2 protein-coding genes are annotated in these 1,521 nt (G+C 58.5%); one reads left to right on the forward strand and one right to left on the reverse strand.

The window, feature by feature from the left end; genetic code table 11:
* Window positions 1-403 (reverse strand): hypothetical protein (locus tag EOB49_RS32925; RefSeq protein WP_164781899.1); only part of this gene is annotated, 403 nt, incomplete at its 3' end.
* 389 nt (window positions 404-792) lie between these two features.
* Between EOB49_RS32925 and EOB49_RS32930 the strand changes: the two genes are divergently transcribed.
* The gene (locus EOB49_RS32930) at window positions 793-1,437 is read left to right on the forward strand and encodes a recombinase family protein (protein ID WP_127383416.1); all 645 of its coding nucleotides are present in this window, start codon (window positions 793-795) and stop codon (window positions 1,435-1,437) included.
* Window positions 1,438-1,521: the final 84 nt, after the last annotated feature.

Raw genomic sequence — 1,521 nt, forward strand, 5'->3', positions numbered from 1 at the left:
GGGCCACACCATCCTGATCAACGAATGTGGTCGCCTGATCTAAGACCCCATGCTTGATGGCGTTAGCAGCCTCTCCCAACATGCTATTGTAAAGCTCTGTGTGAGGTGCAGAAGCTCGCAATGCATCTCTTATCTTCGCGCGAGTTGCGACCAGCACCTGCTGAGACGTGGGAACGGCTGGAAGTGCAAGGTGCGGGATCAACCGGCGCACAGCGGCGATATCCGTAAAGTGGTACAGAAAGAGCGAAGCGTTCATCGCGCTTCTCAAAGCTTCAAGGCAGGCAAACTCGTAGTCCCCTTGCTCAGCGAGCACCTTCTCCAACTGATCTTCGGCGGAAACAAATAGCTTGTACGAACGCAATACAAGCGCCTCCCAGTGCTGTACGTGCGGCAGCTGACCCATTGCTGTTCTCCCAAGGCGTATCATTCACCTAATACACCAGCCGCTTGATCAAACCAATTGGCGCTGAAGTCCCTGGTCCCGCCAATAGGGCAAGCACCCTTGTCCATAGTGCATTTACCGAGTGAGGGCTGCACGGCCCGGGAATATTTGGTAGAAATTTCTGAGCGGGTGATCCGATAACAAGCACGCGCGCCGACCCCCCGTGCCCCTTCGCTTCCACCTTCGAGCGGCCCCTATCGATTGTCGGCGATGAGTTAGAGGGTTGTACGCAAGGGTATGGTCTAGCGGACAGGGTCGATGAATGCTCGAAAGGGTGTACGTTAGGATTGACTTCGGTCAACGGACATGTCAGTCAACGGACATAACCCTTACGAACAGGAGCCGCCGCCGTGTCCAAGACCATCCTATATGCCCGCGTGTCGACTGCCGACCAGACCTTGAGCCATCAGCGGACGCAGGCTGAGGCGGCAGGGTTCAAGATCGATAAGGTCATTGCTGACGAGGGAGTGTCTGGCGTCTCGACCAAGCTGGCAGAGCGCCCAGAGGGCAAGCGGCTGTTCGACATCCTCCGCCCCGGTGACACGCTCGTGGTGCGCTGGGTCGACCGGCTGGGGCGCGACTATCAGGACGTGTCGGACAGCATTCGGCACTTCATGCGGGATGGCGTTATCATCAAGACCGTAATCAACGGCATGGTGTTCGATGGGGCGACCAAGGACCCGATACAGCAGGCCGTGAGGGACGCGCTGATAGCGTTTATGGCGGCAACGGCAGAGGCACAGGCGGTTGCCACCAAAGAGGCCCAGAAGGCCGGCATTGAGGCGGCAAGGGCTGACCCCAAGACCTACCGTGGCAGGAAGCCGAGCTACGACCGTGGCGGGTTTGATCAGGTGGCCCGGCTGTTGGACAATGGGGCGGGAGCGTCTGCCATCGCCAAGGAGACGGGACTGACAAGGCAGACCGTTCTCAGGATCAAAGGCGACCGTGTTGGAGCCGAGAAGGCTTTGGCATTGTGGGATAGCTCTCGGCAGTGACAACCCCACCCACTAGCACTCGGGAGGCAATAGTCAGCCCACTAGCACTGCGAAGGGAATGACCCATAACCCACCCACTAGCAC

Origin of the sequence: Mesorhizobium sp. M7A.F.Ca.MR.148.00.0.0 (assembly GCF_003997735.1) — a bacterium.
In the GTDB taxonomy this organism is placed as follows: Bacteria; Pseudomonadota; Alphaproteobacteria; order Rhizobiales; family Rhizobiaceae; genus Mesorhizobium.